Source organism: Clostridium celatum, from assembly GCF_021412605.1.
GTDB lineage: Bacteria > Bacillota > Clostridia > Clostridiales > Clostridiaceae > Clostridium > Clostridium celatum.
Genome location: NZ_JAJKGM010000045.1, coordinates 1 through 25,496, shown reverse-complemented (window position 1 = coordinate 25,496; position 25,496 = coordinate 1). Strand labels below are relative to the sequence as shown.

Here is a 25,496-nt window from a genome sequence, read left to right as displayed (position 1 = left end):
AAATTAATATATTTTAAATTATATTACATATTTGTATAAAATTAAAGACTACTGACACTTTGTCAGCAGTCTGAAAGAGCTATTGCATTAAATTGCAATAGCTCTTTTGATATTAGAAGTCTGATTGACCTGTAGTTCTTGGGAACGGTATAACGTCTCTGATATTTGACATACCAGTAATGTACATTATTAATCTTTCAAATCCAAGACCGAATCCAGCGTGCTTAGTTTCTCCATATTTTCTAAGTTCTAAGTACCACCAGTAATCTTCTTCCTTAAGACCTAATTCAGCCATTCTAGCCTTTAAAACATCAAGTCTTTCTTCTCTTTGGCTACCACCAATGATTTCACCTATTCCAGGAACTAAACAGTCAGTTGCTGCAACAGTTTTTCCATCATCGTTAAGTCTCATGTAGAATGCTTTAATATCCTTTGGATAGTCAGTAACGAATACTGGTCTCTTAAATACTTCTTCTGTTAAGTATCTTTCATGTTCAGTTTGAAGGTCAATTCCCCATTCAACTGGATATTCAAATGTCTTACCACAGTTCTTTAATATTTCAACTGCTTCAGTGTAAGTAACTTTTCCAAAATCAGAAGATACTATATGATTTAATTTATCTAATAATCCTTTTTCAACGAATTGATTAAAGAATTGCATTTCTTCTGGACATTCATCCATAACGTATTTAATTACGTATTTTAACATGTTTTCAGCTAATTCCATATCATCTTGTAAATCAGCAAAAGCTATTTCAGGCTCAACCATCCAGAATTCAGCAGCGTGTCTTGCTGTATTTGAATTTTCAGCTCTGAATGTTGGTCCAAAAGTATAAACATTTCTAAATGCTAATGCATAAGTTTCTGCATTTAATTGTCCTGAAACTGTAAGGTTAGTTTCTTTACCGAAGAAATCTTCTTTGTAATTAACTTTTCCATCTTCAGTTCTTGGTATGTTATCAAAGTCTAAAGTTGTAACTTTAAACATTTCTCCAGCACCTTCACAATCGCTTCCTGTTAAGATTGGAGTGTGAGTGTATACGAATCCTTGATCTTGGAAGAACTTATGAATTGCATAAGCTGCTACAGAACGAACTCTAAATACTGCTGAGAAAGCATTACTTCTTGGTCTTAAGTGAGCAATTGTTCTTAAGTATTCAAAAGTATGTCTTTTCTTTTGTAATGGATAATCAGAGTCTGACATCCCCTCAATAACAACTTCTTTTGCTTGAATTTCAAAAGGTTGTTTAGCTTCAGGTGTTGGAACTAAAGTACCAATAACCTTTATTGATGAGCTAATAGGTAGTTTTGAAACTTCCTTAAAGTTTTCTAAGTTATTATCAAAAACAACTTGAATATTTTTGAAGAAGCTACCATCATTTACTTCAATAAACCCAAAAGCGTTAGATGCTCTTAAAGTTCTTATCCAACCAGAAATTGTTACTTCTGTGTTTAAAAATTCTTCAGTATTTCTATAAAGTGATTTTACTAGACTTGTGTCTTTCATGTTAACCTCCTGTATATTATATATTTTTGTATTTACAAATTAATTAAAAGCAATAAAAAAACCTTTCAATCCCGAAATATGGGACGAAAGGAATAACTTACGTGGTACCACCCAAATTGCCTAAAAATAGGCCACTTAGCAAATTAATAACGACATTTAGCCGTCTAAGCCTACAGAAGCTTACGCTTGTTCGGTTAGAAACTCCGAGATGTTCTTCACAATTAACTTCGTATAAGGCTCACACCATCCCTTATTCGCTAAGACTACATTTAAAAGCTACTCTTCTCATCATAGTAATAAACTTAAATTTAATTTTAATAATATCATTTTAAGATACTTTACTAACATTTGCAACTTAATTTCATAATATATATTTAAAGAATGTTTTTGGAGGAAAAAATGTCTAAAAAGAATTTTTTAGAAGAAAAGTATTGTGAAATTAATCAATTAAAGGTCTTGCTACAAACATATCCAAAGGAATACTGTGAAACAATTATTAAAGTTATGAATAAGGTATTTGATGAGATATCTGATTATTTAGAAGAAGAGAAAAAGAAAGTAAAAAAATCTATGAAAAAACATTCAAGAGGGCAAATGTTTACCATAGAGGAATTATCAAAATATAATGGTAGAAATGGAAATCCTGCATATGTGGCTATCGATGGAATTGTATATGATATGGAGGGAGTTAATGGTTGGGATAATGGTATTCATTTTGGACTAAGTGCAGGAAAAGATTTAAGCTCAGAATACTTAAATTGTCATGCAAATAGATTATCCATAATAGATAAAGCTAAAGCTGTTGGAACATTAGTAGATCCTAATGAAGAAAGAGCTGATATTAAATATTATAGAATAGAAGAAATAGCTCAATTTGATGGAAGTGGAAATAATCCAGCATATGTAGTCGTTGATGGGATAGTATATGATGTAACTGATATGAAACAGTGGAATGGTGGAAAGCATTATGGATTAGTTGCAGGAAAGGATTTAAGTGAGTATTTTAATTCTTGTCATAAATCTGAAAAGGATATATTAAAAAAATTAAGAGTAATAGGAAAGATTATAGAGTAAATTATATATTTAGTGAAAGGTTAAGAGTAATTATATATTAATAAATATATAATTACTCTTAGTCTTTACTAAGTTAGTTTATAATTTATTTGAACATAATAAATTTTATAGTTTAGATTTATTCTTTTCCTGTTTCATATGAATTAGTTATAGAAGATGGGAAGTTTAACATTATACAATCTTTCATTATTCTTTTATATTCATATTCTAGATATCTGAATTGAACTTTTACTTCTTTATCTTCAGTAATTTCTATAATTGCATAAGTGGGATTAGGTCGTCCTATTTTAGGTTTTCCAACACTACCAACGTTAATCAATAATTTATCTCCATATTTTTTAGCACAAGGTATATGAGTATGAGCACAAACTAAAACATTCTCTTCTAATGCTTTCATAACTTCAATTGTGTTAGGAGCATCTTCAAAAAGATAATCATTTATTGCGCTAGGACTACCGTGAGTGAACAATATATTAACTCCATTAAAAGTATATCTTAAGGAGGTTGGTAAGGAATCTAAATAGTATTTGTTTGAGATTCTAACCTCATTACATGCCCAAGGTAATGAAAAAGAATTAATTGTAGTATTTCTAATGAAGGTATAATCACCATCTACTACAGAAGCATCATAATTTCCTTTAATGCAAGGAATTTCTCTTCTTCTAATTAATGCAATAGATTCATTTGGATGAGGACCATATCCAACTAAATCTCCAAGGCAAATAATTTTATCAACATTTTGTTCATCTATATCTTCAAGTGCTTTCATTAGTGCATATATATTCCCATGAATATCTGATATAACTGCTATTTTCATCTTGTTATCCTCCAAATATTTTTAATAACATAAAAAATAAATTTTTATAAGTTAATTATTAAGCTTACAATATTTAAGTTATATTAAAAAAATGTCTTATAATAATTATATCACTATGAACAAAAAAAATATCAACAAAGTATTAAAAAGTGGATAATATAAAAATTTTAAGTTATTATAAACATAAGGAATTTAATTGAATTTTGGAGGCAGAATAATGAAAGATTCTAGAGTAAAAAAGGTATTAAGTAAAATGGTGGAAAAAAATATTCCGCAAATAATAGTAACTTCACCAGAATCTATTTTCTATTTAACAGGAAAAATGATTAGGCCAGGTGAAAGGTTAATTGCTTTATATTTAAATAGTGAAGGTAATCATAAATTAATAGTTAATAAGTTATTTCCTATACATGAAAATTTAGGAGTAGATATAGTTTGGTATGATGATATAGAAAATCCAATAGATAAACTATCTAATATAATTAAAAAAGGAGAGGTATTAGGAGTAGATAAAACTTGGCCAGCTCAATTTTTAATGGATCTTATGGATAGAAATATAGTAAAGGCTTTTGTTAACTCATCACCTATATTAGATACTTTAAGAATGATAAAAGATGAAGAGGAAATTCAAATAATGAAAGAATCATCAAAAATAAATGATGAAGTTATGCTAAAGCTTTGGAACAATTTAAAGCCAGGATATTCTGAAAAATATTATTCAAATCTTTTATCAGAAATTTATGAGGAATGTGGAGCATCAGGTTTTTCATTTTCACCAATAATAGCAACTAGTCCAAATGGAGCAGATCCGCATCATGGAACTGGGAAAGATAAGATTAAACTTGGAGATAGTGTAGTTTTAGATATTGGTGGAAAATATAAAAACTATTGCTCAGATATGACTAGAACTGTATTTATAGGTAAAGAACCAAGTAAAGAGCATGCAGATATTTATAACATAGTTAAGAATGCTAATGAAAAGGCTATTTCTATAATTAAGGAAGGCGTTAGATTTTCTGATATAGATAAAGCAGCTAGAGATTTAATAACTGAAGCAGGGTATGGAGAATACTTTACTCATAGAACAGGACATAGCATAGGAATTGAAGTTCATGATTTCGGAAATGTTAGTTCAGTAAATGATGATGAAGTTAAAGCAGGAATGATTTTTTCTGTAGAACCAGGTATTTATTTAAAAGATAATATTGGAGTTAGAATTGAAGATTTAGTTCTTGTAACAAAGGATGGATGTGAAGTTTTAAATTCTGTAACTAAAGAAATAGTTGTATTATAGTTTAGAATTATAAAAAAAGTGAAGTGAGCTTATATAGCTCACTTCATTTTTATAGTATTTCAATAACTCTATTCATTAATTTTATAAAATCATTTTTAACTCTAGCAGATGTTTCAATAACTTCTTCATGATTTAAAGGTTGATCTAATATTCCAGCTGCCATATTTGTTAAACAAGAAATACCTACAGTTTTTATTCCACAATGATTTGCTACGATAACTTCAGGAACTGTAGACATTCCAACAGCATCTCCACCCATAGCTTTAGCAAATCTTACTTCAGCAGGAGTTTCGTATGTAGGACCTGAGAACATTACATAAACACCTTGTTGCAGTTTAATTCCAAGTTCCTTACCAGCTTCTAAAACTTTATTTCTAAGTTCTAAGCTATAAGCCTCAGACATATCTGGGAATCTTGGGCCGAATTCATCCAAGTTTTGTCCAAATAGTGGATTTGAACCAGAGAAGTTTATATGATCAGTTATTACCATTAAGTCTCCCGCATTAAAATCTTTATTAACAGCGCCACAAGCGTTAGTAACAATTAATTTAGAAACCCCTAAAAGTCTCATTACTCTTACTGGAAAAGTTATTTTCTCCATTGAATATCCTTCGTAATAATGGAATCTTCCTTGCATAGCAACGACTTGTTTGCCGCCAAGTTTACCTATAACTAATCTACCAGCATGACCTTCAACTGTTGAAGTAGGGAAGTTTGGTATATCAGAATAATTATAGTATTCAGCATCTTCTATAGTATCTGCTAGCGAACCAAGTCCAGAGCCAAGTATTAATCCAATTTCAGGTTTATATTTACTTTGCTTTGAAATAAATTCAGCAGATGCTTTGATTTGTGTTAATAAATCCATTAAAATCACCTCTTATTTTTCGTCAAATGTATATTAAATTTATGATATAAGCTATTTATTTAATAGTATTTCTCCAACCTTAACTACATCTCCTGCTCCTACTGTAAGAACTAAATCATTTTCTTTAACCTTTGAAGCAAGATAATTTGCAACTTCTTCATGACTATGAAGGTTTATGCAGTTCATTCCTGTTTTTCTTATAGCATCTCCAAGTTCAATAGAAGAAACTAAACCAGTGTCTTTTTCTCTTGCAGCATAGATATCCATTAAGATAAGCTCATCTGCAGATGAAAAGCATGTAGTGAATTCATCAAAAAGAGTTTTTGTTCTAGTATAAGTGTGCGGTTGGAAAACACAGTAAGTTTTATTGTGCTCAATAAGTTTTGCAGTTGATAAAGTTGCTTTTATTTCAACTGGATGATGAGCATAATCATCTATTATAGTTGCACCATTAAATTCACCTTTGTATTCAAACCTCTTATGAGCACCTTTGCACTCAGCTAGTCCCTTTATTATTGACTCTTTAGGAATATTTAAAATTAAAGATGTACAAATAGTAGCAAGTGCATTTAATATATTATGCTTACCAGTTGTACTTAAAGTAACATCAAATAATTTTTCTCCATGTTTACATACTGTAAATGTTGCACAACCTTTATTATTGAAAGAAATATTAGAGGCTGTAACATCACCTTTAGTAAATCCATAGCTAATAGTTTTACATTTTGCATAATTAATAACTTCTAAAACATTAGCATCTTCAGCACAACCAACTAAATAACCATCTTCTGGAATTAAATCAGAGAATTTTTTAAAGGTCTCTTTGATGTGATTTAAATCTCTATAGTAATCTAAGTGATCTGCATCTATATTTAAAACTATTCCTATATAGGGATAGAATTTTAAAAATGACGCTTTATACTCGCAAGCTTCAGTTACAAAATATTCACTTTCACCTATTTTATAATTACCATGAATAGCATCTACATCACCACCAACTAATATAGTAGGATCTAAATTAGCACTTAATGTTATATGAGAAAGCATTGAAGTAGTAGTAGTTTTTCCGTGAGTTCCAGCTACTGCAACATTATATTTATGTCCCTTCATAATATAACCTAAAAATTCTGCTCTATCCATTAGTTCTATATTTTTGTTTTTAGCTTCAATTATTTCAGGATTGCTATCAGGAATAGCTGCGGTATATACTACTAAATCAACATTTTTTAAGTTTTCACTTTTATGACCTATGTATATTTCTGCGCCTGATTTTCTTAATTTATCTAAAACTTCAGATTCTTTAGCATCTGAACCTGATACGTTATAACCTTTAGTTAATAGTACAGCAGCAAGTCCACTCATACTGACTCCGCCAATACCTATAAAATGTACTTTTTTGTTTTTATCTGAATTTAAATCGAAAGACAAGATATCAACCCCTTTAACTTGGTAAATATAAACTTACATCTGTACTATAAAAAAGATATAATAAATTAGGATATAAATTTATATCTAGAATATAGAAAAGATGTTTCATTTATAATTATATACAAATTTATTATATTGAACACAAAAAATAAAAAATATATAAAATATTTTGTGACAAAAAAGAACAAAATGTTATTAATGAAGCGTTTATAAGCAATAATATGATTTTTATAAATATATAAATTATAAATAATATTTATTATGAAGAATTGCTTGAAAATAAGCAAAAACTATTGATAATGTATTTAATATAGAATAAAATATGAATATTGCACAGTAGGAATTTGAAATAATTCGTGTTTTTGAGAAAAAAAGGAAGGTGATATTAATGGAAAAATTAACTAGGAACAATAGAGTTGTAGCCATTACTAAGATATTAATAGAAACACCGAATAAAGTTATTGGATTAAATAGATTTTCGGAACTTTTAAATGCAGCTAAGTCTACAATAAGTGAAGATATAGTAATAGTAAGAGAAGTGTTAGAAAAATTGGAAATGGGTTCTGTTGAAACTATTTCTGGTGCGGCAGGAGGAATAAAATTTATTCCTAAGATGGGGAAGAGTGCTAGAGAGGATTTTGCAAATGAATTATGCAATGCACTATTAGAAGAAGGAAGAATAATACCAGGTGGATTTATTTATTTAACTGATATAATGTATAATCCACAAATAGTTAGTAAAGCTGGTATTATATTAGCATCTCATTTTAAAGGAATGAATATTGACTATGTAGTTACTGTAGAAACAAAAGGAATTCCTCTAGCATATGAAGTTGCCAAAAGTTTAGGTATAGAACTTGTTATCATTAGAAAAGATAATAAAGTTACAGAAGGACCAACGGTAACTATTAACTATGTTTCTGGTACTAGTGGAAGAATACAACAAATGTGCTTAGCAAAAAAATCAATGAAGCCTTTAAGTAAGTGTGTGTTTATTGACGATTTCCTAAGAGGTGGCGGAACAGCTAAAGGAATAAAAGATTTATTAAAAGAATTTGATAGTGAATTAGTAGGTACAGGAGTATTAGTTGATAATGTCGGAGTAGAAACAAAATGTGCTTCAGATTATGTATCAATTATAGAATTAGAATACGACAAAGAAACTGAAAAATTAAATCTTGAACCATCAAAATTAATTAAATAGTAAAAATTCAGTTGCTAAATTATATATGGAAAAATTTAAAAAATATTTAAGTAAAAAAAAGGGTTTTTAAACTTTTTATAGAAATATATAATTTATAAAAGCAACTGGAGGTGTAGTGAAATGACAATCACAGACGTTAGAATCAGAAAAATAGCAGCAGAAGGAAAAATGAAAGCTATAGTTTCTGTAACATTTGATAATGAATTTGTTGTCCATGATATTAAAGTAATAGAAGGACAAAACGGCTTGTTTATAGCAATGCCAAGTAGAAAAACACCAGATGGTGAGTTTAAAGATATAGCTCATCCAATAAACACTGAAACAAGAGAAAAAATCCAAGCTTCTATATTAGCTGCTTATGAAGTAGCGATGGAAGAGGAAAACGTTGTTATAGGTGAATAATGAATATAAAATAAGAGAGGCATATAACCTCTCTTATTTTATTTATATTTAATTAATAGTAAAAAATATCATGAACGTTTTGAAATAAAAAGGAACGTGTGATTTGTTAAATGTTAAATATGTATGATTAACTAAAATAATTAAAATACTGGCTTTCGTTTATGTAAGGTTGAAATACTCTACTTAATGAAATATAATATATGAGAATATTGACGAACGTTTCTAAGTTTATTTTAAAATTTGTCCTTAAAATAATTAAGATATAAGTTTCAGATAATATACAGCTATTGGAACATTTACATATATACGTATAGAAATAATTATAGAAAATCATGTAAGAATTGGTGATTTTGTTGAAATAAAAAATCTAAAATTGGTAATAATACTAAAGTATTTCATTTAACATATATTAGAATACAAGGATGAGTAGAAACAAGAGGTCTTATTAAGAAGTAATTCTTATTTATATAAACTATAAGATAAAAATATGGCAAACATTGTTATAATATTTAAGGAGGGTCTCATAATTATGATAGCTCATGGAAAGAAAATAAAGATATTTACAGGAAATTCACATCCTGAATTAGCAAAAGAGATTGCAGATTTACTAGGATTACCACTTGGAAATTCTAAGGTATCTACTTTTAGCGATGGAGAAATATCTGTTGATATTAATGAAACTGTAAGAGGTGTTGATGTATTTATAGTACAATCTACAAGTTCACCAGTTAATAATAATTTAATGGAATTATTAATAATGATAGATGCATTTAAGAGAGCATCTGCAGGAAGAATTACAGCAGTTATTCCTTACTATGGATATGCTAGACAAGATAGAAAGGCAAAATCAAGAGATCCAATAACAGCAAAATTAGTTGCTGATATATTAACAGCAGCAGGTGCAGATAGAGTATTAACTATGGATTTACATGCATCTCAAATTCAAGGATACTTTAATATTCCAGTAGATCATTTACTTGGTTCACCAATATTAGCTAGAAATTTTGTAGAACAAGGTTTTAAAGATAAAGATGATGTAGTAGTAGTATCACCAGATCTAGGAAGTGTTACAAGAGCTAGAAAATTTGCTGATAAGTTAAATGCACCAATTGCAATTATCGATAAGAGAAGACCTAAAGCCAATGTTTCAGAAATAATGAATATAATTGGTGAGGTAAAGGGCAAGAGATGTATACTAATTGATGATATGATAGATACAGCAGGAACTATAGCAAATGCAGCAAATGCTTTAAAGGATTTAGGAGCAAAAAATGTTTATGCATGTTGTACTCATGGTGTTTTATCAGGCCCAGCTTTTGAAAGAATAAATGCTTCTGCAATTGAAGAGTTAGTAATGTTAAACACTATTCCGCTTCCAGAGGGAGAAGGATTAGAAAAGTTTAAGTCAATTTCAGTTGCACCATTATTTGCTGAAGCAATTAAAAGAATTTATGATGATGAGCCAATAAGTAAGTTATTTGAAAATTAATAATATAGAAGGGTGTTGCGTAAGCAGCACCTTTTTCATATATTTTTTAATAATGTGTAACAAATGTAAATTTTATAAAAATTTTATTATTGTTTTTAAAATTCTAGTATAAAATATTAATTAAGGATGGTGAAAGATATGGAAGATAAATTAGGAAAAATATTAATTGTAGATGATGATACGCATATAAATGAATTAATAGATGTGTACCTGAAGAGTTCAGGGTATTCTACTAAAAGATGTTTTAATGGAAATGATGCATGTAATATAATTTCAGAAGGAAATATAGGGCTTGTTATATTGGATATTATGTTACCTGGTAAAGACGGAATAGAAGTATTGAAATTTATAAGAAAGAATACTGACATCCCTGTAATAATGTTAACTGCAAAAGGTGAAACATTTGATAAAGTATTAGCATTAGAATTAGGAGCAGATGACTATGTGGTAAAGCCATTTGACCCGAAAGAATTGATAGCTAGAGTTAAGGCTGTAACTAGAAGATATATTGCTGATAATAAAAGTAATGATATTATTGAATATACTGATTTAGTAATAGATATTGGAGCATATGAAGTTTCCTATAAAGGCAGTAATGTAAAGCTTGCTCCAAAAGAATTAGAATTATTATATTTTATGGCGAGCAATCCTAATAAGGTATTTACAAGAGAGCAGTTAATGTATGAGGTTTGGGGATATGATTATCCAGGAGATTCTAGAACAGTTGATGTTCATGTAAAAAGATTAAGGGAAAAGGTTAAAGGTGGAGATGAGTGGGAGCTTCAAACTGTTTGGGGTGTTGGATATAAATTTGAGGTGAGATAAGTGAAAAAAAACAGTATAGTAAGAAAGCTAATTATCACTTTCTCTTCAATAACAGGTGTTGTATTAATACTAGTTGGATTAATAATAAGTGTATGGTTTTATCAAAGTGATGAAAAAGAAAAGATAAGTACATTAAGCAAACAATTAGATATTGTTTCACAATCAATTGCTAATTATATAAGATATCAAGAGGGAACATATGAAGATATAAATAAGCTATTAAAGGTAACCTGCTTTACTAATAATATGGATGGAGTGGTTATAGATAAATTAGGATATGTTTATATGATATCTAATGATGAGTATAGTAATTTAAAGTATACTAAGCTAGATATACCAGATAATATTACAATTACTTCAGATAAGTTGCATCATAAAAAGAACATAATTAAAAATAATGAAGGGCATAATTTAGGAGCATATATTAAACCTATTTATTTTAATGAGCAATTAGATGGATATATAGTAATGATAGAAAAAGAACAAGTAAGTAGTAGACAGATGATAATTACTATATGGGTATCTGTAGTTATGGCTATAATAATTGCTGCGTGTATAGTTAAATATTTTGCGGAAGTTTTAGTGGTAGAGCCTATAGAAGAATTAAATAGTGCAGCTAAAAAATTAACTAAAGGGGAAGTAACTAAAAGAGTAAAAGTAATTAATGATAATGAAATAGGAGAACTTGCAGAATCATTTAATATAATGGCACAATCCATTGAAGAGTCTGATAACATAAGAAAAGAATTTATATCAAATGTTTCTCATGAATTAAGGTCACCAATAACATCAATCAAAGGATTTGTTGGTGGAATATTAGATGGAGTTATTCCTAAGGATAAAGAAAATTATTATTTAAAAATAGTTTATGATGAAATTGATAGATTAGCAAGATTAGTTAATGATTTATTAGACATATCTGCAATGGAAAGTGGAAAGTTTAATTTAAATATATCAGAGTTCGATATAAATCAAGTAGTTAGTTTATGTATTTTGAACTTAGAAGGTAAGATAAAAGCAAAGGGATTAAGTGTTAAAGTTACATTATGCGATAAGAGATGTTTTGCAATTGGAGATAGGGATAGGATAATTCAAGTTTTGACTAATTTGTTAGAAAATGCAATAAAATATAGCAATGATAATGGTCAAATAGAAGTAAATATAAATGTAAAGGGAGAAAAGATTTTTGTAAGTATATTTAATACTGGAGAAAATATAAATAATGAAGATATTAAGCATATTTGGGATAGATTTTATAAAAGTGATAAATCTAGAACAAATAAGATTAGTACAGGGCTTGGATTACCTATAGTAAGATTAATTTTATCTCAGCATAATGAGGATGTTTGGGTTAATAATATTGAGGGTAAAGGAGTAAATTTTACCTTTACGCTGAAAAGAAATATAGAATAGAATTTTTATATAGATAGTATTGGAGGAGAGTATGACAAATTATAAAAAGAATAAAAATACGTCAAGAACTCCACACTATAAAATAAGCAATATAATTTTTGAAAATAAGAATAATAAAAGAATAAAATTTAAAATACTTATAAAGATTATTTTGTATATATTAGTAGTTAGTATTCTAGGAGCTTTTATATCAAATATAAGTATTACATATAGATATGGCGGTCTAATAAAGCGAATCCAGAATGTTGAAAAAAATGGGGATACAATAATCTTAGATTATACAAAAATTATAAAAGAAGTAGCACCTTCTTTAGTTACAATAAGTGATTCTAAAGACAAACTTTTGGAAAAAAAGTATTTTGATAATAATATTACAGGAGTAGTGATAGATTCTAATGGAATAATATTAACAAATTATTCTGCTATAAAAAATAAAAGTCAGATTTTTGTTAATTTATACAAAACAATGGAAGAGCCTATAGAAGCTAAGTTATTAGTATTTGATGAAAGTATAGATTTAGCTATTATAAAAATAAGCGTTGAGGAAGAACTAGAAGCTGTAAAAATTGCAGAAATTAATGATATAAAAGAAGGGCAAGGAATTGTTATATTAGGAAATGCTATAAATAGCGATTATGTTGGCAGTGTTATTCCTGGAATAATAACATCAAGAGATGAGAAAATACTAAATAAAGATAATAGAGAGTATTCATTATTGCAGGTAAGTGCTGTGATAAATAATAAAAATACTGGTGGAGTAATTTGTAATTCCAATGGAGAAGTAATTGCACTTGCAAATCTAACTATTACAAAAGAAAAAAATGAAAATGGGCTTTATTATGGCTTAGAAATAAGTGGGCTTCAGGAAATGGTAAATTCAACCAATTCATTTAAAAGTATTTTGGGAATAAAAGAGGGCGGAATAATAGTTGATAAAATGAGTGAATTTACAGGGTTTTACATTGATGAATTAGTAAAAAATGGAAGTGCTTATAAAGCTGGAATTAAGCCAACAGATATTATTGTTAAGATTGATGGTCACCAAGTGATAAATGTTGAAGATATTATATATATATTGCAAAGTAAAAAGAAGGATGATATTTTAGAATGTAGCATTTTAAGTGATGGAGAATTAAAGGAAGTTGAGATAAAAGTAACAGAATAAAATTTAGGCTAATTCAAAAATAGAATTAGCCTAAATTTTTACTTTTAAATTAAATATAACGAGGGTAAATTCAATAATAAAAAACTTTTATTATTGAAAAAAATGGTATAATATAAAATAGTTAATTTTAAATAACGGAGGAAAAATAAATGTTTTTAATAGTAGGGTTAGGTAATCCAGGAAGTGAATATAATGGAACGAGACATAATATAGGATTTGAAGCTGTAGATTACATAGCTGATAAGTATAATATAGAGTTAAATAGGATAAAATTTAAAGGTATATTTGGAGAAGGTTTAATAAATGGCAAAAAAGTAATATTATTAAAACCTACTACATATATGAATTTAAGTGGAGAAAGTATTAGAGAGGTAGTTAACTTTTACAAGATATCAAATGAAGAAATAATAGTTATTTATGATGATATTAGTCTAGATGTGGGAAGACTTAGAATAAGAGAAAAGGGAAGTCATGGTGGACACAATGGTATAAAAAGCATAATTGCTAATTTAGGGACTGATGTTTTTCCAAGAGTAAAAATAGGTGTAGGAGCACCAAAGGGAAATTTAGTTTCACATGTATTAGGTAAATTTAATGAAGAAGAAATAAATGTTTTAAGAAAGACATTAATAGCAACAGAAGAGGCTGTAAATGTAATGTTAAAAAATGATGTTAAAGATGCAATGAATAAATTTAATGGATTTAATGCATGTAATGAAGGTTAATTGAGAATAGGGCAGGTGGAAAAAATGAGATTGAAAGGGCTGATGAGACCCTTAGAAGAAAGTAGCAATTTTAGTGAAGTTATAGGATGCTTACAAAAGGGTCAGCTTCCTATTAATTTATCGGGATTATCGGATTCTGGAAAAAGTTATGTGATAAATGGGATTTTTGAAAAGGTAGATAATTCAATTGTTGTTATTACGCATAATGAAATAGATGCAAAAAATCTTTATGAAGATTTAAGTCTGTACTCGACAGATGTTTATTTTTTACCTATAAGAGAAGTAGTATTTTATACTGTTGATGCTATTTCAGGGGATTTAAGATGGGCCAGACTTAAAGTCATAAACGAAATACTTAAAAAAAGAGAAAAGAAGATAATTGTAACGTCCGTCGATGCGATGACAACTTTATATACACCAAAACAAAAATATTTAGAATATAGTTTAACTATAAAACAAGGTGAAGAGGTTGATTTAAAAGATATTTCTACAAAGTTAATGAATTGTGGATATGAAAGAGTAGAAGTTGTTGAAGGAAAAGGTGAATTTTCATTTAGAGGAGGGATACTTGATGTTTTCCCTCCTAATGCTGTTTATCCATATAGAATAGAGTTATTTGGAGATGAAATAGATTCTATAAGAACTTTTAATATTGAATCTCAAAGAAGCATAGAAAAGATAGATAAATTCGATATTTTTCCAGCAAAAGAAGTTATAGTTGATGAAGAAGTCAAGGAAAAGGCAATAAATGGAATAACTGAAGAATTAAATTCGGTAATAGAAAATTCATCAAAGAAAGATGAAGATAGAGTAGATAAATTAAGAAGAATAGTAAATAAAAATTTAGAAATGTTAAAGGAAACATCAACATTTGAAACTATAGATAGTTATTTACCATTCTTTTATGATAAAATGGAGACATTTTTTGATTACTTAGAAGGTTTTACTTTTATTGTTGATGATATAAAAAGATGTAAAGGAAAGATAGATAGTATATATTATGAGTTTAATGAAAATTATACTTCGTTTTTACAAAGAGGAGATATATTACCATCTCAAAATAAGCTTCTTATAGATAATGATGAAATTTTTATTAATTTGGAAAAGAGCAACCTGATAACATTAAGTACGTTTGATGGAAGAAACGATATTATATCATTGTTTAAAGATATAGAACTTAAACAAACATCATTAAGCAATTATAATGGTCAATTTGATTTATTAGTAAATGATATAAAAGAAAGAAAAGAAAAAGGATATAAAACATTAATCCTTGCAGGAACTCGAACTAGAGGAGAAAGATTAGTAAAAACTTTACGTGATATGGAAGTAGAGAGTGTATACAAGGATAATGTAGATTCTATAGAATATGGTGAAGCTGTAATAACTTTTGGTAATTTGATTAAAGGATTTGAATGTCCAGATTTTAAGGTTTCTGTTATTTCAGATAAAGAGGTCTTTGGAGAAGCTAAAAAGGTATTACCAAAAAAGAAAAACAAGAAAAAAGGCGTTGGAAAAATAACAAGCTTTACTGAACTTAAACCTGGAGATTATGTTGTACATGCGAATCATGGTATAGGTGTATTTAAAGGCATTAAACAAATTGATGTAGCTGGTAACACTAGGGATTATCTTGATATTGTGTATGATAAAGGTGACAAATTATATGTACCAGTAGATCAATTAGATTTAGTTCAAAAGTATATAGGTAGCGAAGGAAATACTCCTAAAATTAATAAATTAGGAGGAACAGAGTGGCAAAAGGCAAAAGCAAAAGTAAGAAAATCTATAAATGAAATTGCCGAAGATTTAGTAAAACTTTATGCTACTAGAGCTGCATTAAAGGGCTATAAATATTCTAAAGATACAGAATGGCAAAAACAATTTGAAGATGAATTTCCATATGAAGAAACTCCAGACCAATTATCTTCACTAGAAGAAATAAAGAAGGACATGGAGTCAGATAAACCAATGGATAGATTACTTTGTGGTGATGTTGGTTATGGAAAGACAGAAGTTGCAATAAGAGCAGCGTTTAAGGCAGTTATGGATGGAAAACAAGTAGCATTTTTAGTTCCTACAACTATTCTTGCAGAGCAACACTATAAAAATTTAACTAAGAGATTTTCAGATTTCCCTGTAAAAATAGATATGATAAGTAGATTTAGAAGTACAAAAGAACAAAGAGCAACATTAAAAGCTTTAAAAGAGGGAAATGTAGATATTTTAATTGGTACTCATAGATTAGTTTCAAAAGATATTGAATTTAAAGATTTAGGATTACTTATAGTAGATGAGGAGCAAAGATTTGGAGTAGCTCAAAAGGAAAAAATAAAGAATTTAAAGAAAAATGTTGATGTATTAACTTTAAGTGCAACACCTATTCCAAGAACTCTTCATATGTCCCTTACTGGAGTTAGAGATATATCAGTAATAGAGACACCACCGGAAGAAAGATATCCTATTCAAACTTATGTTGTTGAACAAAATGATCAGCTTATAAGAGATGCTATTCTTAGAGAAATGGGTCGTGGAGGCCAAGTATACTTTGTATATAATAGAGTAGAGAGTATAGAAGGAATGGCAAATTATATAAGAGAATTGGTTCCAGAATGTAAAGTTGGAATTATACATGGGCAAATGACAGAAAAAGAATTAGAAACAGAAATGATGAATTTTATGAATAAGGAATATGATGTTTTAGTATGTACAACTATAATAGAAACTGGTATAGATATTCCAAATGTAAATACTATGATTGTAAATAATGCCGATAAAATGGGATTATCACAGTTGTATCAATTAAGAGGTAGAGTTGGTAGATCAAATAGGATTGCATACGCATATTTCATATATACTAAAGATAAAGTGTTAACTGAAATTGCAGAAAAAAGATTAAAGGCATTAAAAGACTTTACAGAATTAGGTTCAGGATTCAAAATAGCCATGAGAGATTTAGAAATAAGAGGTGCCGGAAATATGATGGGATCATCTCAACATGGACACATGGCAGCAATAGGATATGATTTATATTGTAGAATGTTAGAAGATACAGTTAAGCTAATAAAGGGTGAAATTGATAAGGAACCTATTGAAACAACAGTCGACATAAAGATTGATGCATATATACCATCATCATATATACAAGATGAAATTCAAAAAATAGAAATTTATAAAAAGATAGCTGCAATTGAAAGCTTAGAAGAGTATCAAGATATTAAAGAAGAGTTAGAAGATAGATATTCAGCATTACCAGAAGCTGTATATAATTTAATGGATATAGCTTATATAAAAAGTTTAGCTAAAGAATTATTAATTGAAGAAATAAAAGAAACACCTAAAGAGGTTAGATTTAAATTCCAACAAGGGTATAAAGACTTCAATAATATATATAAAATACTGCTAAAGAAATATAAAGAAAATATAATATTATATTTTGGAGATATTCCATTCTTTGCTATAAAATTAAATACAATAAAAAAAGAAGAGGCGATTAATTTCTATAAAGAAATTCTAAAAGAATTGATTGAAAATTCACATAAAAATTAGACAGTAAAATTTGAATAAAAAGGATAATACTGATATACTAAGTAGTGAAAGTAAAAATAATGTAAAGTGAGGGAAAAAAATTGAGAAAGATAAAAAATATTGTAGCTATTGCGGCTATTACAGCTATGGCATTTACAACTGTAGGATGTAATATGATAGCGAAAACTCCAGAAGCAATTCAAAAAACTGTCTTAGCTAAGGTTGGAAGTGAAAATATCACTTTAGCTGATGTTGATAGTGAATTACAAGCCGACATAGATTACTTAAAAGAGCAATATGGAGAAAACTACGAAGAAAATTTAGACGATACAATTAAAGAGCAATTAAAGGCGGCAAGACAAAGTGTTTTAAGTCAATTAGTAGAAGAAAAAGTAATAATAACAAAGGGAACTGAGCTTGGATATATTCCTTCAGATGAAGAGCTAGCAAGTGATATAGAAGCTGAAAAGGAAAAGTTTAAAGAAATATATGGTGGAGAAGAAGGATTACAACAAGCATTAGAATACTATGGAATGACAGATGAAAAATTTGATACATTTGTTACTAATATAGTAAAAACAGAGAAGGTACAAGATGCTGTTACTAAAGACATTACAGTAACTGATGATGAAATAAAAGAATACTACGATACTAATATAGCTAATTACACTAAAAATCCTGGTGCAAATGCAAAACATATTTTATTTGAAACTGAAGAAGAAGCAGCTGCAGCTAAGGCTAAAATAGATTCAGGAGAAACTACTTTTGAAGATTTATTTGCTGAATATGAAGGAAATGCATCATCAGGAATAAAACCTTTAGCAGAAGATTTAGGATATGTTGAAAATGAACAAGAAAACTTTGATACAGATTTCTTAGCTGGATTTAAAGTATTAAAGGAAGGTGAAGTTTCAGCACCAGTTAAAAGCTCATTTGGATACCATATAATAAAAGTTACTGATGTTGTAGCTGAAGCTACTGTAACTCCATTAGATGAAGTTAAAGATCAAATTAAATCAAGCTTAGAATATACTAAGAAAAATGAAGCTTTCACAAAGCAAGTGGAAGAATGGAAAAATGAATTAAACGTTAAAACTTACGAAGATAAATTATAATAGATATCTTTAGGTTATAAATAATAAAAAAGGAAGTTGTGCAAAATAAATTACACAACTTCTTTTTTGTTATAAATTAATATAAAATTTACTTTTTTATTACCATAGACTTCATAGAATTCCTCATTAGATGGACAATAATAAATATTGGGTAGATGTGTATAAAATTTCTAATACTTCAAATAATAATAATGCAGTTAATTATATAAACTAATGAAGGAGGTAACTCATAATAATGAAAGCTACAGGAATAGTTAGACGTATTGACGATTTAGGAAGAGTTGTTATACCTAAAGAAATAAGAAGAACTTTAAGAATAAGAGAAGGAGATCCTCTAGAGATATTTACTGATAGAGAAGGTGGGGTAATACTTAAAAAATATTCACCTATTGGGGAACTAACAGATTTCTCAAAGGAATATGCTGAAAGCTTACAACAAGCTATTGGACATATTGTCTTAATTGCAGATAAAGACGCTTTTATATCAGTGAGTGGGGCTACCAAAAAGGATTATTTTGAAAGAAAAATAAGCACTGAACTTGAAAATGTAATGAATGATAGAAAACCAGTAATTATAACTGAAGATAGTAAAACAATTCCACTACATAGTGATGAAGAAAATGGTGAGTATAGTAGTCAAGTAATTGCCCCAATTATTGCAGAAGGAGATGCAATAGGTGCAGTTTTAATAGTATCTAAAAACAGTGGAGAAAAATTTAATGAGTTAGAATTGAAATTATCAGAAACTGCAGCTGCTTTTTTAGGAAAGCAAATGGAACAATAAGTTTTTATATTAGAAAAGTAATAATACCTCTAAGCTTTAAATAATAATTAATAGGAGGAGTAATTTAAGTTTGGAGGTATTTTATGAAGAAGCAATCACTTATAAAGGGGAGTTTGGTTTTAGGTATTGCTGGAATATTGGCAAAGGTTTTAGGATTTTTTTTTAGATGGCCCTTAATAATGCTTATAGGAGATGAGGGAATAGGATATTATCAATTGTCTTATCCTCTATATATGTTTTTTGTAGCTATGGCATCTGGAGTACCTGTTGCTGTATCTAAAATGATTTCTGAAAGAAATGCAGTTAATGATATTGATGGAAGTTTTGAGGTAGTTAAAGAATCGGCATATTTGATGGCTATACTTGGAATAGGAACTTCTTTGATATTATATTTCTTTGCAAAACCAATAATTAATTTTTTAAAGTGGGATATGAAGTCGTATTATTCACTAATAGGAATAGCTTTTGCACCTGCAATAATATCTTTTGTGACTATTTTTAGAGGCTTTTTTCAAGGATTACAAAACATGACACCTTCAGGAATTTCACAAATTTTAGAACAAATAGGTAGAGTAGTTATTGGAGTTGGACTAGCATATATTTTATTTCCAAAAGGAATAGAAGTTTCAGCAGGAGGAGCTGCTTTTGGTGCAGCAGGAGGAGCTTTTATAGCATTAATATATTTAGGTTTTAAGTATATTAAAGTAAAAAAAGAAATGGGAATAAAGAAAGTAAAAACAAATACAGTTTTGCTAAATAGTATTTTAAAAATGGCAATTCCTATATCTATAGGTGCTACAGTAGGAACTATAATGAATTTAATAGATTCAATATTAGTACCACAAAAGTTATTAGAATCAGGTGTTACTAATGCAACAGCATTATATGGACAACTTACAGGAAAAGCTGCGGTATTAGTAAATGTACCATTAACATTATCTATGGCTATATGCACATCTTTAATTCCTATAATCGCTGAGGCCTATATACTTAACAGAAAAGAAGAAATGCAAAACAAAATAAGTATGTCTATGAAGTTGTCAGCAATTATAGCATTTCCATGTACGTTAGGTCTATTTTGCTTGGCAGGACCTATAATGAAATTAGTATTTTTTGATAAATATGAAGGAATAGAAATACTAAGATATCTTTCCTTATCAATACCCTTTGTTATAATAACCCAAACTACTACATCCATACTTCAAGCAACTAATCATTATATTAGACCAGTTGTTAATCTTATAATAGGGTGTGGAGTTAAAGTAGTATTAACTTGTGTATTGGTGCCAATTCCAAGTTTAAATATATTTGGAGCTGTTATAGCAAGTGTTGCTGCATATATTATAGTAACTATATTAAATGTTATATCTCTTAAGAGTAAAACAAAGTGTAGGATGAATATTTATGAGTCTTTCGTAAAGCCGGCATATGCAGCATTAATAATGATTATATCAGTAATGATTACTTATACATTTATAATGGGAAAAATACAAAGTAATAGTATTTCTTGCTTATTATCAGTATTTATGGGTATTATTATATATATAATAGCTATTCTAGTCTTAAAAGTTTTCGAAATAGATGAAATAAAGAGTAGATTAGTAAGAAAGTAATTAAGGAGAGTATCTTATGATAAAAATAGTTGGATTAGGACCAGGTTCACCAGATGCATTGACTATAGGTGCAGTTAAGGCTTTAGAAGAAAGTGAAAATTTGTATTTTAGAACAGAAAAGCATCCTACTGTAGATTATTTAAAAGAAGGATTAAAATCATTTAAAACTTGCGATAAATACTATGAAGAAGGAAGTAGCTTTGATGAGGTATATTCTAATATTGCAAAAAATATGATTGAAGAATATAAGGAAAAAGGTGAACTTGTTTATGCAGTTCCAGGACATCCACTTGTAGCAGAAAGATCAGTATTAAATTTAATAAATTTATGTGATGAAAATAATATTGAATATAAAATATTACCGGCTGTTAGTTTTGTTGATGCAATGATGGATAGACTACAAATAGACCCTATTGAAGGTTTAAAGATTATAGATGCATTCGATATAAAAAATCAAATTTTAGATAAAAGAATAGGAACAATAATAACACAAGTATATAATTCTCTAATTGCTTCAGAAGTTAAATTAGAATTACTTGAATATTATCATGATGAAACAGAAATATATTATGTAAGAGCAGCAGGAATAGAGGGAGAGGAATCTATAAGAAAGATTCCTATATATGAGCTTGATATGCAAGAGGACATAGATTATTTAACATCAGTATATATTCCTAAAGATACTAACAATAAAAAAGACTTTTATGATTTAGTAAATACAATAGAAGTATTAAGAAGTGAAGAAGGTTGTTCATGGGACAGAGAACAGACACATGAAAGTATTAAAAATTGTCTTTTAGAAGAAGCTTATGAGGTAATAGAAGCTATAGAAAATGATGATATAGATGGATTAATAGAAGAATTAGGGGATGTATTACTACAAGTAGTATTCCATTCTGTTATAGGTAAAGAAGATGGGTATTTTAATATTTCTGATGTTATAGAAGTTATTACTTCTAAAATGATTTATAGACATCCACATGTATTTGGAAATACAGTTGCAAATACTTCAGAAGAAGTATTAAAGAATTGGGATGAATTAAAGAAGCAAGAAAAAAACTATGAAACTATTACAGAAGAAATAGAAGGAATAGCTAAAACTTTACCAGCATTAATAAAAGCTCATAAGGTTCAAAAGAAGGTTGCAAAAGTTGGATTTGATTTTAAGGATGTAATTGAGGCAGCTACAAAGGTTGAAGAGGAAAAAAATGAAATTTTAGATGTATATAAAACCAATAATAGGGAAAAAATAATGAATGAAGTTGGGGATTTATTATTTGCTTGCGTAAATGTTAGTAGATTATTAGAGGTTGATGAAGAAGAAGCTTTAAATAAGTCTATAAACAAGTTCATAAAAAGATTTGCTTTTGTTGAAAAAGAACTTTCAAAAGCAGGAAAAGACATAAAAAGCTCTACAATAGATGAAATGAATTTATTATGGGAAGAGTCAAAGAAATACGATTAGTAAAAAGATAGCTATTTTACGTAAGTTTTAAGAAGGAATTTTAAAACTTGTGAAGAATAGTATTTAAGAGAGAATATTAAAATATGCTATACTACATGAAAAAGTTGTAATAATTATATTTTTATAGAAAAAAGCCCATATTTCTATAGACTACTTAATAAAGTGGATATATAATAAGAGAATGTAGTTATAGTACATAAGTAGAATAGTTAACTACAAAGATTTAACTGTTTATTTAAGGAGGATGTAAATCGTGAATAAAGCAGAATTAATTACTAGCATGGCAGAAAAAAGCCAATTAACAAAGAAAGATGCAGAAGCAGCTTTAAAAGCATTCATTGATTCAGTTCAAGAAGCTTTAGAAAGTGGTGATAAAGTTCAATTAGTTGGATTTGGTACTTTTGAAACTAGAGAAAGAGCTGCAAGAGAAGGTAGAAATCCAAGAACTAAAGAAACTATAAGCATTCCAGCTTCAACTGTTCCAGTTTTCAAAGCAGGAAAAGAGTTCAAAGAAAGAGTTAATAAGTAATTATAAATTTTAAACCCGAGTTATCTCGGGTTTTTTGATATATAAAATTATTTGATTATTGATGGAAATGAAGGAGATAATATGAGATTAGATAAGTATTTAAAAGTTTCAAGAATAATAAAAAGAAGAACAGTAGCTAAAGAGGCATGTGAAGGTGGAAGAGTATCTATAAATGACAAAATTGCAAAGCCATCAACAGATGTAAAAGAGGGCGATATAATCGAGATTACTTTTGCAACTAGAAAGTTAAAAGCAAGAATAATAAATATTGCAGAACATGTAAGAAAAGAAAATGCTAAAGAAATGTACGAAATTCTAGAGGGTGTAGAAGATAGAGAATAATTTTTAAAAATCCTTCATATATTTAATAAAGAAATATATGGAGGATTAAATATATGGAAAAGAAAATTGAAGAAAATAAAGGAAATATTGTTTTGGAAAATAGACAGAAAATGACGCTTACAGGAGTATTAGAAGTAATTAGCTTTGATGATGAGAAAATATTCTTGAATACTAAACTAGGAAACTTAACAATAAAAGGTTCTGATCTTAAAATGAATAAATTAGATGTACAAAATGGGGATATAATAATAATGGGAAATATATCTTATATTGTATATAGTGGAAAGGATATTAAAAAAGAAAAACAAAGTCTAATAGAAAAATTATTTAAGTAGGTGAGATTTTATGCCGTTACCAACAGACATACAATTTAGTATAATTTTTTATGCAATAATTGCGGGTATATTAACAGGAGCAATGTTTGATTTATATAGAATTATAAGAGGTAATATAAATGTAAAAGTAATAATTGTCATTGAAGATATATTGTTTTGGGTTCTTGCAGCGATGATAGTATTTGCCTTTTTACTTTATAAGAATTATGCTTTTTTAGGACCATATGTATATGTATTTATGTTAATCTCTTTAGCTGTATACATAAAATTTATAAGCGAAAGTGTAATAAAAGCTGAAGTAATTATTCTAAATATGATTATAAAGGTCAGTAGAATATTATTTAAGAATTTAATATATCCTTTTAAGGTAATCTTTTATAATTTAACTGGAAAAAATAATTAGTACAAAAAAATAGCTTGAATAAAATATGTAGAGTGTTTAAAATATATTTATAGAATGTTATAAAAGAAGGTACTATTTTTATGAGAAAAAAAACAAACCTTACAGGGATAATGATTATTTTAATTTGTTCTGTTTTTACTTTAAGTTTAATTAAGCAAGGAATCGTATTAAAAAGAATAAAAAATGATATTGCTATTCAAACTAAACAACTGGAAGAATTAAAAGAAAAAAACTCAAAGTTAGAAGCCGAATTAGAAAGTGCTCAGACTGGAAATAGTTATCTAGAAAAGTTAGCTAGGGAAAGATTAGGGCTAATTAAGGAAGGCGAACAACAAGTTAGCTCAATAAAAAATCAAGAATAGTGTTACTAATGTTTAAATTAATAATAATAAGGTTATTATTAATAATATAAATTATTAAAATTTAAGGAGGATTCTTTGTAAAATGACCTTAATGGCAGGAAACATATTAGAGGGTACAGTGGTAAATATCACAAACTTTGGAGCGTTTGTAGAGATTGAAGGAAAAACAGGGTTAGTTCACATTTCAGAGGTTGCAGATTCTTTTGTTAAAGACATAAGACAACACCTTAATGAACAAGATAAAGTAAAAGTAAAGGTTATTTCTATTGATGATAATGGGAAGATTAGCTTATCTATAAAGCAAGCTAATATAAAGAAGAAATCAGTAAGACCAGCAGAGATAGAATGGACTCAAGAAAAGAAGAAAGTAGCTCCAGCAAATTTTGAGGATATAATGTCAAGATTTTTAAAGGACAGTGAAGAAAGACAACAAGACTTTAAAAAGCATCAAGAATTTAAAGGAAAAAGCAAAAAAGGCTTTTAAAAGATAAATAAATAGATTTAATATATAGAGGAGTTGGTGAATCCAACTCCTATATTTTTTAAAAAAATTTATTTATTTAATATAAAATATTTAAAGATTAAGCTTTTTATAGTCGTAAAAATGGCTATTTTACTAGGGTTTAAGAGAATTTAAATAAAAAATAAAAAAAATACAAAAAAATGTTGACAGTATTATGTTGATGCTATATAATTAATTTTGTCGTCAGGTAGACGACGCAAAACAAAACATGCTGAAGTGGCGGAACAGGCAGACGCACAGGACTTAAAATCCTGCGGTAGCGATACCGTACCGGTTCGATTCCGGT

24 protein-coding genes and 1 other annotated feature are annotated in these 25,496 nt (G+C 28.2%); of the genes, 20 read left to right on the top strand and 4 right to left on the bottom strand.

What is annotated here, in order from left to right; genetic code table 11:
* Window positions 1-112: 112 nt before the first annotated feature.
* Entirely contained in the window at window positions 113-1,507 is a 1,395-nt protein-coding gene (gene asnS, locus LPC13_RS14350; protein WP_195244755.1) for an asparagine--tRNA ligase, read from the bottom strand.
* A 76-nt stretch (window positions 1,508-1,583) separates the two neighbouring features.
* Window positions 1,584-1,808 (bottom strand) — a binding site (T-box leader).
* A gap of 98 nt (window positions 1,809-1,906) precedes the next feature.
* Between asnS and LPC13_RS14345 the strand changes: the two genes are divergently transcribed.
* The gene (locus tag LPC13_RS14345) at window positions 1,907-2,581 is read left to right on the top strand and encodes a cytochrome b5 domain-containing protein (RefSeq protein WP_051040725.1); all 675 of its coding nucleotides are present in this window, start codon (window positions 1,907-1,909) and stop codon (window positions 2,579-2,581) included.
* 118 nt (window positions 2,582-2,699) lie between these two features.
* Here the strand turns inward: LPC13_RS14345 and LPC13_RS14340 are convergent, their stop codons facing one another.
* Window positions 2,700-3,398: a metallophosphoesterase family protein gene (locus LPC13_RS14340; RefSeq protein WP_005212889.1), complete on the bottom strand. Its 699-nt coding sequence runs from the start codon at window positions 3,396-3,398 to the stop codon at window positions 2,700-2,702.
* A 217-nt stretch (window positions 3,399-3,615) separates the two neighbouring features.
* Between LPC13_RS14340 and LPC13_RS14335 the strand changes: the two genes are divergently transcribed.
* Window positions 3,616-4,692 (top strand): M24 family metallopeptidase, encoded by a 1,077-nt coding sequence (locus LPC13_RS14335; protein WP_234088911.1) that lies wholly within the window; start codon window positions 3,616-3,618, stop codon window positions 4,690-4,692.
* A gap of 49 nt (window positions 4,693-4,741) precedes the next feature.
* Here the strand turns inward: LPC13_RS14335 and LPC13_RS14330 are convergent, their stop codons facing one another.
* Together LPC13_RS14330 and murC are read right to left on the bottom strand one after the other, a co-directional pair.
* A complete protein-coding gene (locus tag LPC13_RS14330; RefSeq protein WP_005212886.1) occupies window positions 4,742-5,560 on the bottom strand; it encodes a purine-nucleoside phosphorylase in 819 nt (272 codons plus the stop codon).
* A 51-nt stretch (window positions 5,561-5,611) separates the two neighbouring features.
* Window positions 5,612-6,988, bottom strand: a complete 1,377-nt coding sequence (gene murC, locus LPC13_RS14325) for a UDP-N-acetylmuramate--L-alanine ligase (RefSeq protein WP_005212884.1) — start codon at window positions 6,986-6,988, stop codon at window positions 5,612-5,614.
* Window positions 6,989-7,376: 388 nt separating this feature from the next.
* On the opposite strand from murC, the gene purR reads away from it, so the two are divergent.
* From purR to LPC13_RS14235, 18 genes are all read left to right on the top strand, one after another.
* Window positions 7,377-8,192, top strand: coding sequence for a pur operon repressor (gene purR, locus LPC13_RS14320; protein ID WP_005212880.1), 816 nt, complete (start codon window positions 7,377-7,379; stop codon window positions 8,190-8,192).
* A 120-nt stretch (window positions 8,193-8,312) separates the two neighbouring features.
* Window positions 8,313-8,594 carry a septation regulator SpoVG gene (gene spoVG, locus LPC13_RS14315; RefSeq protein WP_005212877.1) on the top strand — a complete coding sequence of 94 codons (282 nt, stop codon included), beginning with the start codon at window positions 8,313-8,315 and terminating at the stop codon, window positions 8,592-8,594.
* A 529-nt stretch (window positions 8,595-9,123) separates the two neighbouring features.
* The gene (locus tag LPC13_RS14310) at window positions 9,124-10,083 is read left to right on the top strand and encodes a ribose-phosphate diphosphokinase (RefSeq protein WP_195244758.1); all 960 of its coding nucleotides are present in this window, start codon (window positions 9,124-9,126) and stop codon (window positions 10,081-10,083) included.
* Window positions 10,084-10,221: 138 nt separating this feature from the next.
* Window positions 10,222-10,908, top strand: coding sequence for a response regulator transcription factor (locus LPC13_RS14305; RefSeq protein ID WP_195244759.1), 687 nt, complete (start codon window positions 10,222-10,224; stop codon window positions 10,906-10,908).
* Window positions 10,909-12,321: a sensor histidine kinase gene (locus LPC13_RS14300; RefSeq protein ID WP_005212865.1), complete on the top strand. Its 1,413-nt coding sequence runs from the start codon at window positions 10,909-10,911 to the stop codon at window positions 12,319-12,321. It abuts the gene before it with no gap.
* A 31-nt stretch (window positions 12,322-12,352) separates the two neighbouring features.
* Window positions 12,353-13,486, top strand: coding sequence for a S1C family serine protease (locus LPC13_RS14295; RefSeq protein ID WP_234088910.1), 1,134 nt, complete (start codon window positions 12,353-12,355; stop codon window positions 13,484-13,486).
* Between the two features lie 149 nt (window positions 13,487-13,635).
* Window positions 13,636-14,211: an aminoacyl-tRNA hydrolase gene (gene pth, locus LPC13_RS14290; protein WP_005212861.1), complete on the top strand. Its 576-nt coding sequence runs from the start codon at window positions 13,636-13,638 to the stop codon at window positions 14,209-14,211.
* 24 nt (window positions 14,212-14,235) lie between these two features.
* The gene (gene mfd, locus LPC13_RS14285) at window positions 14,236-17,760 is read left to right on the top strand and encodes a transcription-repair coupling factor (RefSeq protein WP_234088909.1); all 3,525 of its coding nucleotides are present in this window, start codon (window positions 14,236-14,238) and stop codon (window positions 17,758-17,760) included.
* A gap of 80 nt (window positions 17,761-17,840) precedes the next feature.
* Window positions 17,841-18,854 carry a peptidylprolyl isomerase gene (locus LPC13_RS14280; RefSeq protein ID WP_005212857.1) on the top strand — a complete coding sequence of 338 codons (1,014 nt, stop codon included), beginning with the start codon at window positions 17,841-17,843 and terminating at the stop codon, window positions 18,852-18,854.
* A gap of 235 nt (window positions 18,855-19,089) precedes the next feature.
* The gene (spoVT, locus tag LPC13_RS14275) at window positions 19,090-19,638 is read left to right on the top strand and encodes a stage V sporulation protein T (protein ID WP_005212856.1); all 549 of its coding nucleotides are present in this window, start codon (window positions 19,090-19,092) and stop codon (window positions 19,636-19,638) included.
* Window positions 19,639-19,721: 83 nt separating this feature from the next.
* A complete protein-coding gene (locus tag LPC13_RS14270) occupies window positions 19,722-21,251 on the top strand; it encodes a putative polysaccharide biosynthesis protein (protein ID WP_005212855.1) in 1,530 nt (509 codons plus the stop codon).
* Window positions 21,252-21,267: 16 nt separating this feature from the next.
* Window positions 21,268-22,716, top strand: coding sequence for a bifunctional methyltransferase/pyrophosphohydrolase YabN (yabN, locus tag LPC13_RS14265; RefSeq protein WP_005212854.1), 1,449 nt, complete (start codon window positions 21,268-21,270; stop codon window positions 22,714-22,716).
* 253 nt (window positions 22,717-22,969) lie between these two features.
* Complete coding sequence (locus tag LPC13_RS14260; protein WP_005212847.1) at window positions 22,970-23,245, top strand: HU family DNA-binding protein; 276 nt, start codon at window positions 22,970-22,972, stop codon at window positions 23,243-23,245.
* A gap of 81 nt (window positions 23,246-23,326) precedes the next feature.
* Window positions 23,327-23,587, top strand: a complete 261-nt coding sequence (locus tag LPC13_RS14255) for an RNA-binding S4 domain-containing protein (RefSeq protein ID WP_040419267.1) — start codon at window positions 23,327-23,329, stop codon at window positions 23,585-23,587.
* 53 nt (window positions 23,588-23,640) lie between these two features.
* A complete protein-coding gene (gene yabP / locus LPC13_RS14250) occupies window positions 23,641-23,922 on the top strand; it encodes a sporulation protein YabP (RefSeq protein ID WP_005212843.1) in 282 nt (93 codons plus the stop codon).
* A gap of 10 nt (window positions 23,923-23,932) precedes the next feature.
* Window positions 23,933-24,325, top strand: coding sequence for a spore cortex biosynthesis protein YabQ (gene yabQ, locus LPC13_RS14245; protein WP_005212841.1), 393 nt, complete (start codon window positions 23,933-23,935; stop codon window positions 24,323-24,325).
* 80 nt (window positions 24,326-24,405) lie between these two features.
* A complete protein-coding gene (locus tag LPC13_RS14240; protein ID WP_005212839.1) occupies window positions 24,406-24,687 on the top strand; it encodes an FtsB family cell division protein in 282 nt (93 codons plus the stop codon).
* 82 nt (window positions 24,688-24,769) lie between these two features.
* The gene (locus LPC13_RS14235; protein ID WP_195244765.1) at window positions 24,770-25,171 is read left to right on the top strand and encodes a S1 domain-containing RNA-binding protein; all 402 of its coding nucleotides are present in this window, start codon (window positions 24,770-24,772) and stop codon (window positions 25,169-25,171) included.
* Window positions 25,172-25,496 lie beyond the last annotated feature (325 nt).

Bases quoted from the DNA above. Each gene is read 5' to 3' on its own strand.
- LPC13_RS14335 (WP_234088911.1), top strand. From the start codon at position 3,616: ATGAAAGATTCTAGAGTAAAAAAGGTATTAAGTAAAATGGTGGAAAAA.
- yabN (WP_005212854.1), top strand. From the start codon at position 21,268: ATGATAAAAATAGTTGGATTAGGACCAGGTTCACCAGATGCATTGACT.
- LPC13_RS14235 (WP_195244765.1), top strand. From the start codon at position 24,770: ATGACCTTAATGGCAGGAAACATATTAGAGGGTACAGTGGTAAATATC.
- LPC13_RS14270 (WP_005212855.1), top strand. From the start codon at position 19,722: ATGAAGAAGCAATCACTTATAAAGGGGAGTTTGGTTTTAGGTATTGCT.
- LPC13_RS14340 (WP_005212889.1), bottom strand. From the start codon at position 3,398: ATGAAAATAGCAGTTATATCAGATATTCATGGGAATATATATGCACTA.
- LPC13_RS14295 (WP_234088910.1), top strand. From the start codon at position 12,353: ATGACAAATTATAAAAAGAATAAAAATACGTCAAGAACTCCACACTAT.
- LPC13_RS14240 (WP_005212839.1), top strand. From the start codon at position 24,406: ATGAGAAAAAAAACAAACCTTACAGGGATAATGATTATTTTAATTTGT.
- LPC13_RS14305 (WP_195244759.1), top strand. From the start codon at position 10,222: ATGGAAGATAAATTAGGAAAAATATTAATTGTAGATGATGATACGCAT.
- LPC13_RS14345 (WP_051040725.1), top strand. From the start codon at position 1,907: ATGTCTAAAAAGAATTTTTTAGAAGAAAAGTATTGTGAAATTAATCAA.
- spoVT (WP_005212856.1), top strand. From the start codon at position 19,090: ATGAAAGCTACAGGAATAGTTAGACGTATTGACGATTTAGGAAGAGTT.
- LPC13_RS14310 (WP_195244758.1), top strand. From the start codon at position 9,124: ATGATAGCTCATGGAAAGAAAATAAAGATATTTACAGGAAATTCACAT.
- purR (WP_005212880.1), top strand. From the start codon at position 7,377: ATGGAAAAATTAACTAGGAACAATAGAGTTGTAGCCATTACTAAGATA.
- LPC13_RS14330 (WP_005212886.1), bottom strand. From the start codon at position 5,560: ATGGATTTATTAACACAAATCAAAGCATCTGCTGAATTTATTTCAAAG.
- pth (WP_005212861.1), top strand. From the start codon at position 13,636: ATGTTTTTAATAGTAGGGTTAGGTAATCCAGGAAGTGAATATAATGGA.
- yabP (WP_005212843.1), top strand. From the start codon at position 23,641: ATGGAAAAGAAAATTGAAGAAAATAAAGGAAATATTGTTTTGGAAAAT.
- yabQ (WP_005212841.1), top strand. From the start codon at position 23,933: ATGCCGTTACCAACAGACATACAATTTAGTATAATTTTTTATGCAATA.
- mfd (WP_234088909.1), top strand. From the start codon at position 14,236: ATGAGATTGAAAGGGCTGATGAGACCCTTAGAAGAAAGTAGCAATTTT.
- asnS (WP_195244755.1), bottom strand. From the start codon at position 1,507: ATGAAAGACACAAGTCTAGTAAAATCACTTTATAGAAATACTGAAGAA.
- spoVG (WP_005212877.1), top strand. From the start codon at position 8,313: ATGACAATCACAGACGTTAGAATCAGAAAAATAGCAGCAGAAGGAAAA.
- LPC13_RS14255 (WP_040419267.1), top strand. From the start codon at position 23,327: ATGAGATTAGATAAGTATTTAAAAGTTTCAAGAATAATAAAAAGAAGA.